Source organism: Roseobacter sp. (assembly GCF_024639605.1).
In the GTDB taxonomy this organism is placed as follows: Bacteria; Pseudomonadota; Alphaproteobacteria; order Rhodobacterales; family Rhodobacteraceae; genus Roseobacter.
The window spans coordinates 1-7,021 of sequence record NZ_JAHEHZ010000159.1; the positions used below are offsets into that span (position 1 = coordinate 1).

Below are 7,021 nucleotides of genomic sequence, written 5' to 3' on the forward strand. Positions count from 1 at the left end.
TCAACATATGCGTGATCAGCCGCGAGGTCAGGGTGTTTCGCCGCTTCCGCATCAAAGAGCGCGCGGAAAAAGGCAAAGGCCCGGAACACATTGGCCTTGTCCACGCAGGTCACCCGCCCCGAACCGCGCCTGGCGTCTTTTCTTTCGCGCGCCAGACCAAAAGCGAACCGGAAGAGTTTTTCGGAGATATCGCGCGTGATCAGCAGCGTTTCACGCGCCTCGTTCTCGCTTACCTCGCCGCGACCCTGGGTATAAAAAAGACCCTCGGTGCTTTCGCGGATCAGAACAAAATCCACCTCTTTGCCCTCCGGCAGGTTCAGCGGTGTTTTCTGTCCCGGGAAGATTCTCACCGGACGCACACCGGCGAAAAGCGTAAGCGCCTTGCGCAGTTCGATCTGCGGGGAGATCTCGGTGCCGTCGGGATAGCGCACAGAGGGCAGCCCCATCGCCGACAGCAGGATTGCATCGGCTGCGCGGGCAGCATCCATTGATGCTGCGGGCAGGGATTCGCCGGTCTGAGCGTAATGCGCTGCGCCTGCGGGCACGTCGCGAAACCGCAGGCCGTATGCCCCGGCCTCTGCGAGCCGCGCCAGAATACGGACCGTCGGTCGGGTAATTTCCGGACCGATCCCGTCACCGTTAAAAACGGCGATATCAAAACTGTCTTTCATCTGCGCTTCTTCTCCTGTTTCGCCGGCGAGAAACGCGGCGAACAACACCTCTTTAATGTATGCATTAAAAAATGCAATAATGAACCGAATTGGAAATCAGCGGATCATATGATCTGCTTTCGCTGACGATACCCGTTCGTGCACCGGGCACAGAATAAAGGCCGATCATGTTTGCAGTCGTTGTCACCTTCACCCTGAAACCCGGATGCATGCCGGATTTTCTGCCCCTGATGCACGACAACGCGCAGGCATCGCTGCGCGATGAACCGGGATGCCATCAGTTCGATGTCGCGACTGATCCCGCGCGCCCGGACGAGGTTTTCCTGTATGAGCTCTACACAGGCGAGGATGCGTTCGCTGCTCATCTTGGCACTGCGCATTTCGCGAGCTTTTCAGCAAAGACCGATGTTATGATCGCTGAAAAATCGGTCCGGACATATGAGAGTGTGAACCAATGAGCCTTTGGGAAGTCCATGCGGTAAAATACGCGGACCGCAACAGCCGGACCCGGCGCGACAGTTTCATTTTTGACGATAACCACGATGCCCCCCACGCGATGGATTATTTCATGTGGGTCCTGCGGCGCGACGACGAAGTGATCCTTGTGGATACCGGGTATGATACCGCAGAGGCCACGGCGCGCGACCGCCCGATCCGCACAGAACCCGGGGCGGCGCTGGTGCCGCTGGGCATCCGGCCCGAAGATGTTACCGAGCTTATCGTAACGCATCTGCACTACGATCACGCCGGCGGGCTGCATCTTTTCCCGAATGCACAGCTGCATCTGCAAGCCGCCGAAATGGCCTATGCCACCGGTCCGTGCATGTGTCACGATACCCTGCGCATGCCCTATACCGCGGGCCATATCTGTGAGGCGGTGACACGGCTCTACTCAGGCAAAGTCACGTTTTACGACGGCGATGCGGAAATACGAGACGGGGTGTCGGTGCATTGCATCGGCGGGCACAGCCGCGGTCTGCAGGCAGTACGCGTGCGCACCAGTGCCGGCTGGCTGGTTCTGGCCTCGGATGCCGCGCACTATTACGAAAACGTCTTCAGCCGGAAACCTTTTCCCATCGTGGTGGATCTGCAGAATATGCTGGACGGGTTTGACCGGCTGGAAGCGCTGGCCTCATCGCCGGATCTTATTGTCCCCGGACACGACCCGCTGGTCAGAAAGATTTACCCGGCAGGTGCCGCTGAGCACATCCGGCGCCTTGATCACGGTCCGGTTGGAAAAGTGCCGCGCTGACATCAGGGTTTGTCTTTGGCGGCGCCGGTATCGGGTCCCGGTGGAGATAAAGCATCATCTGATCCGGTTTCCTGCGTCTCATCATCCGCCTTTGGCCCGCTGTCTGCTGACGGGAGATCGGCCGGCGCCTCTGCCTCAGTTGGCACATCCGCACTGCCGCCGCTGGAGAACGCTGCGGTTTCAGGGGTAAGCGCCTTGCCCGGCGGAGCCAGGACAAAGCTGCCTTTCTCTTCGTCCGTGGGCGGCGCGCTTACGGAAATCCGCCAGACCGCATAGGCCAGCATCAGCACATGTGCACCCACCGTAGTCATAAAGAGCCCGGACGCCCCGAACGAGGACATGCCCAGACCTGCAATCAGCGGGCCGGCAATTGAGCCGATGCCAAAAATCAGCAGCAACCCGCCACTGGTCTGAATGCCGCTGCCCTCGGCCGCGTGGTCGTTGGCATGCGCAAGCACAACCGGATACATCGCAAAAATCGCAGCCCCGAAGACCGAAGCGAGTATAAGGTTCGCCATCCGCCCTTCGGGCGCCAGCAGGATAAACGCAAGATCCGCAACAAGCGCCAGAAAGGTGATCCCCACAAGTACCCGGCGCCGGTCCATCCGGTCGGAGAGATAGCCCACCGGGATCTGCGCCACGGCACCGGCGAGAATTGGCACTGAGGCAAAGAATGCAACAGCGTTGAGCGTCAGCCCGATACGGTCCGCATAGACCGCCGCCAGCGTGCCGAAGGCGCTGTTGGAAAAACCGATCAGCAAAATCGCCACGACAGCGACCGGCGAGTTGCGCCATAATGCCCGGACATCAAGCCGGACTTTGACAAGCGGTTTGGGGCTGGTGCTTGAGGTGATCGCGACCGGCACCAGAGCCAGGCAATAAAACACAGCACCCGTCACAAAGAAGAAATATTCGTCGGTAGGGGCCAGCGTCAGCGCCATTTGCCCGGCAGTGGAGGCAACAAGATTGACCATCGTGTAGGCGCCGAAGACTTTGCCGCGGCTTTTCGCGTCCGTGCGCTCACTGAGCCAGCTTTCGACGATCATCGCGGCACCGGCGAAGCAAAAACCCGACAGCGCCCGGAGCGGGATCCAGGCAGGCGGCATCAGCAGAACAAGAGATAAAAGGATCGCAACCGCAGCCAGCGCCGCCATGACGGTAAAGGCGCGTATGTGCCCGACCCTGCCCACCAGAACAGGTGTGAGAATACACCCCGCGACATAGCCTATCGCCCAGCCCGTCCCGAGAAGACCTAAAGAAAATGCGCTGAACCCTTCTGCCGTCCCGCGCACCGGCAGGATCAGACTGTTGGTTCCGCCGGCAAAGAGTAAGAGCGCAGAACCAAGCAGGAGGGCGCTGATAGGCAGCAGGTTTTTAATCATTGCCGCAGACTTGCACAGATTGATCTGTATGACACCGGGAAATACTCACAAGCAGACAGGTTTTTGCATCACCACGGCGCGCTGATCTGCTTAAAAAGAAGGCAGTTTATGCGGGAAAATGCAAAACCTGAACATGGGCCTCGTCAAATGATAAGCAGCATGAGAGGCTTCACGCAGACATTCTTTTGCTGCCGGAAGACCTCTGCTTGCTGATGCGTATCGCGACACCGCTGGATCAACCCCGCGCCATCGGGGCCGCAAAGGTGTCTGCAAAGTACCGCGACGGCGGCTCGCACATCGGCGATCTGCGCCAGTCCGGTGCGCTGAGGGTCCTGTTTCCACGTCTGAAAAATCACGTCGAAGCGGTGCTGATTAACACTGCCGGTGGCATCACCGGTGGCGATCAGTTCCGCGTTGACGCATGTGCGGGGGAGGACGCCCGGCTCACGCTCACCACACAGGCCGCCGAACGCGCCTATCGGGCGCAGGCCGGCCAGACCGGCGCATTAGTGACTCACCTGAAGGCTGCGGAACGATCTGTACTGCACTGGCTGCCCCAGGAAACGATCCTTTACGAGGGCGCCGCATTGCAGCGGAGCCTGCGGGCGGACATCGCACCCGGCGCGCGGTTCCTGATGGTCGAGCCTGTGCTTTTCGGCCGCCGCGCAATGGGCGAAGAGCTGCACGATGCCTCATTTACCGACCGGGTCGATATCCGCCGGGCAGGCACACCGCTTTACCGCGACGGGCTGTCCCTGAGCGGTGATATCGCCGCACAACTCGACCGCCCCGCAATTGCAGGAGGCGCGCGCGCCATGGCGAACCTCGTCTGGGTCGCACCTGAAGCCGAAGGCGCGCTGGACGGGCTGCGCGATCTCATCGGGGCCTGCGGCGGCGCGAGCCTGCTGCGTCCCGGACTTCTCGTGGCGCGCCTGCTGGCGGAGGACGGTTACGCGCTGCGCCGCGCGTTGCTGCCCTGCCTTGATCGCCTGACCGGAAACACACTACCCCAGAGCTGGAGACTTTAAACATGCAGCTGACCCCCCGCGAAAAAGACAAACTGCTGGTAGCACTGGCCGCCGATGTCGCCCGCCGGCGTCTTGAACGGGGGGTCAGGCTGAACTACCCCGAAGCCATTGCGCTGATCACCGATGCGGTGGTCGAGGGCGCGCGCGACGGGCGGTCAGTGGCCGATATGATGGAGGCCGGCGCCAAAGTAATCACCCGCGATCAGTGCATGGAGGGCATCCCCGAGATGATCCACGACGTACAGGTCGAAGCCACTTTTCCCGACGGCACCAAACTGGTGACCGTGCACAACCCCATCCGCTGAGGAGACATTCATGATCCCCGGAGAAATCATGCCCGCTGCGGGCGATATCACACTGAACGAGGGCGTCGATGCGATCACGCTGATGGTCGCCAACACCGGCGACAGGCCGGTGCAGATCGGCAGCCACTATCATTTTGCCGAAAGCAATGAGGCGCTGGAGTTCGACCGCGCTGCCGCCCGTGGCATGAGGCTCGACATTGCCGCCGGTACCGCCGTACGCTTTGAGCCGGGACAGCGCCGCGAGGTCCAGCTGATCCCGGTGTCAGGTGCGCGCCGGATTTATGGCTTCAATCAGAAAGTGATGGGTGCGCTCTGATGCCCCTGCTCAACCAGCAAGAGGAACAAGATCATGTGTGATATCTGCGTTATAAATGCCGTGAAGGACAGAATGCTGTCCAGGCGCGATTTTTTCAGAGCAACGGCCGCCACCGGCGCGGCTGCGGCACTTGGCACGGTTGCCGCAGCGCCCGCGGCGCTCGCCGCAGGGCATGGCGGCATTGTCGATATGACCCACAAACTCTCTCCCGACTTTCCTACGTTTTTCGGCGTGCCCAGCATCTCGATGGAACAGCAATTTAATTTTTCCGAGCATGGCTTTAACCTTTTAAATCTCGCGATCAACGAGCATACCGCGACTCATATCGACGCGCCGCTGCACTTCTCCGCCGACGGGGCCTCAGTTGATGAGATCCCGGTGAGCGATCTGATTGTGCCGCTGTGTAAAATCGACATTGCCGCAAAGGCAGCAGAGAACGCAGATGCGCAGGTCACGCCTGACGATCTGCGCGCCTGGATCTCCGCTAACGGCGAGATACCCGACAAAGCCTGCATTGCGATGTACTCGGGCTGGGGCGAAAAAAGCGGCTCGGCGCAGGACTATGTTGGTAACGACGCCGATGGCGTGAAGCACTTCCCCGGCTTTCACGCGGAAGCCACGCAGATGCTGCTGGAAGAAACCACAGCAGTGGCGATGGCCGTGGACACGCTGTCGCTCGATCACGGCCCCTCGCCCGATTTCGCGACGCATTATGCCTGGCTGCCGGCGGGGCGCTACGGGATCGAAAACCTCGCAGGCCTTGCGGATGTGCCCGCCGCGGGTGCCACGCTTGTCGTCGGCGCACCCAATCACGTCGGCGGCACCGGTGGCCCGGCGCGCATCTTTGCAATGGTATGATGGGAGACGGTTCGCTGATACAACGGAACGCGGTCAGCACGGATGTACTGGCCGCATCCCATGCCATTCGAAGAGTTGTTTCTAATGGTTCAATGACAAGGCTTCGAGGGAAAGGCACCATATCACCACCAGCCGCGAAATTGACCCGGTATTACAAGTATGAACATCGTGAATGCGAGCGCCTGAAGCCGGAAAGTAATAGTCGACATGGGTTACTTTTCTCTCTTAATGTCGAACCGCTTCGACAACTTACCCTTCCCGAAAATCACTGCCTGGTCGCCCGTGCGACACAATCGTCAGCGCGCTTCGTTCGCAACAAAGCGCACAGCTGCGCAAGCCTCTGTTTCGGAACACAAAGTCCGCTCTTTGTTGAGGTTCACCAGGATCCAATAACAATTTGTGATCGCACGACCATTTAGAAGGTACTGATTATGCCCACAACCATCCCCCGCGCCTCTTATGCCGCTATGTTCGGCCCGACAACCGGCGACAAGGTACGCCTCGCCGATACTGACCTCGTTATCGAGGTCGAAAGCGACCGCACCACCTATGGCGAAGAGGTCAAATTCGGCGGCGGCAAGGTGATCCGCGACGGCATGGGACAGTCGCAGGTCACACGCGCCGAAGGCGCGGTAGACACCGTGATTACCAACGCGCTGATCGTGGACCATACCGGCATCTACAAGGCGGACGTCGGCCTGCGCGACGGGCGCATCGCCAAAATCGGCAAGGCCGGAAACCCTGACACGCAACCAGGCGTGGACATCATCGTTGGCCCCTCGACCGAGGCCATCGCGGGCGAGGGCAAAATCCTTACCGCGGGCGGCTTTGACAGCCACATCCATTTCATCTGTCCGCAACAGATCGAGGATGCGCTGCATTCCGGTGTGACCACCATGCTGGGCGGCGGAACAGGTCCTGCGCACGGGACGCTGGCCACCACCTGCACGCCCGGGTCATGGCACATAGGGCGGATGCTTCAATCACTCGATGCTTTCCCGATGAACTTCGGGATTTCCGGCAAGGGCAACGCTTCACTGCCCGCAGCGCTGGTGGAGATGGTCGAGGGTGGCGCCTGCGCCATGAAGCTGCACGAAGACTGGGGTACCACGCCCGGCGCGATTGACTGCTGCCTTTCGGTGGCTGACGATATGGACGTTCAGGTTATGATCCACACCGATACGCTCAACGAGAGCGGGTTTGTGGAAA

9 protein-coding genes are annotated in these 7,021 nt (G+C 60.3%); 7 read left to right on the top strand and 2 right to left on the bottom strand.

What is annotated here, in order from left to right:
- Positions 1–671: isocitrate/isopropylmalate family dehydrogenase (locus tag Q0M35_RS15915; RefSeq protein ID WP_295317041.1), on the bottom strand; the 671-nt coding region annotated here is incomplete at its 3' end.
- 167 nt (positions 672–838) lie between these two features.
- Between Q0M35_RS15915 and Q0M35_RS15920 the strand changes: the two genes are divergently transcribed.
- Together Q0M35_RS15920 and Q0M35_RS15925 are read left to right on the top strand one after the other, a co-directional pair.
- Positions 839–1,129: a putative quinol monooxygenase gene (locus Q0M35_RS15920; RefSeq protein WP_295317044.1), complete on the top strand. Its 291-nt coding sequence runs from the start codon at positions 839–841 to the stop codon at positions 1,127–1,129.
- Complete coding sequence (locus Q0M35_RS15925) at positions 1,126–1,923, top strand: N-acyl homoserine lactonase family protein (protein WP_295317048.1); 798 nt, start codon at positions 1,126–1,128, stop codon at positions 1,921–1,923. The genes Q0M35_RS15920 and Q0M35_RS15925 overlap by 4 nt, the downstream gene beginning before the upstream one ends.
- Positions 1,924–1,925: 2 nt before the next feature.
- Here the strand turns inward: Q0M35_RS15925 and Q0M35_RS15930 are convergent, their stop codons facing one another.
- Entirely contained in the window at positions 1,926–3,305 is a 1,380-nt protein-coding gene (locus Q0M35_RS15930) for an MFS transporter (protein WP_295317053.1), read from the bottom strand.
- A gap of 212 nt (positions 3,306–3,517) precedes the next feature.
- Between Q0M35_RS15930 and Q0M35_RS15935 the strand changes: the two genes are divergently transcribed.
- From Q0M35_RS15935 to Q0M35_RS15955, 5 genes are all read left to right on the top strand, one after another.
- Complete coding sequence (locus Q0M35_RS15935) at positions 3,518–4,333, top strand: urease accessory protein UreD (protein ID WP_295317082.1); 816 nt, start codon at positions 3,518–3,520, stop codon at positions 4,331–4,333.
- Between the two features lie 2 nt (positions 4,334–4,335).
- The gene (locus Q0M35_RS15940) at positions 4,336–4,638 is read left to right on the top strand and encodes an urease subunit gamma (RefSeq protein ID WP_295317059.1); all 303 of its coding nucleotides are present in this window, start codon (positions 4,336–4,338) and stop codon (positions 4,636–4,638) included.
- A 10-nt stretch (positions 4,639–4,648) separates the two neighbouring features.
- Entirely contained in the window at positions 4,649–4,954 is a 306-nt protein-coding gene (locus Q0M35_RS15945) for an urease subunit beta (protein ID WP_295317073.1), read from the top strand.
- Between the two features lie 33 nt (positions 4,955–4,987).
- Positions 4,988–5,812, top strand: a complete 825-nt coding sequence (locus Q0M35_RS15950; protein ID WP_295317077.1) for a cyclase family protein — start codon at positions 4,988–4,990, stop codon at positions 5,810–5,812.
- A 431-nt stretch (positions 5,813–6,243) separates the two neighbouring features.
- Positions 6,244–7,021 (top strand): urease subunit alpha (locus Q0M35_RS15955; protein ID WP_295317079.1); only part of this gene is annotated, 778 nt, incomplete at its 3' end.

Bases quoted from the DNA above. Each gene is read 5' to 3' on its own strand.
- Q0M35_RS15935 (WP_295317082.1), top strand. From the start codon at position 3,518: ATGCGTATCGCGACACCGCTGGATCAACCCCGCGCCATCGGGGCCGCA.
- Q0M35_RS15945 (WP_295317073.1), top strand. From the start codon at position 4,649: ATGATCCCCGGAGAAATCATGCCCGCTGCGGGCGATATCACACTGAAC.
- Q0M35_RS15950 (WP_295317077.1), top strand. From the start codon at position 4,988: ATGTGTGATATCTGCGTTATAAATGCCGTGAAGGACAGAATGCTGTCC.
- Q0M35_RS15930 (WP_295317053.1), bottom strand. From the start codon at position 3,305: ATGATTAAAAACCTGCTGCCTATCAGCGCCCTCCTGCTTGGTTCTGCG.
- Q0M35_RS15940 (WP_295317059.1), top strand. From the start codon at position 4,336: ATGCAGCTGACCCCCCGCGAAAAAGACAAACTGCTGGTAGCACTGGCC.
- Q0M35_RS15925 (WP_295317048.1), top strand. From the start codon at position 1,126: ATGAGCCTTTGGGAAGTCCATGCGGTAAAATACGCGGACCGCAACAGC.
- Q0M35_RS15920 (WP_295317044.1), top strand. From the start codon at position 839: ATGTTTGCAGTCGTTGTCACCTTCACCCTGAAACCCGGATGCATGCCG.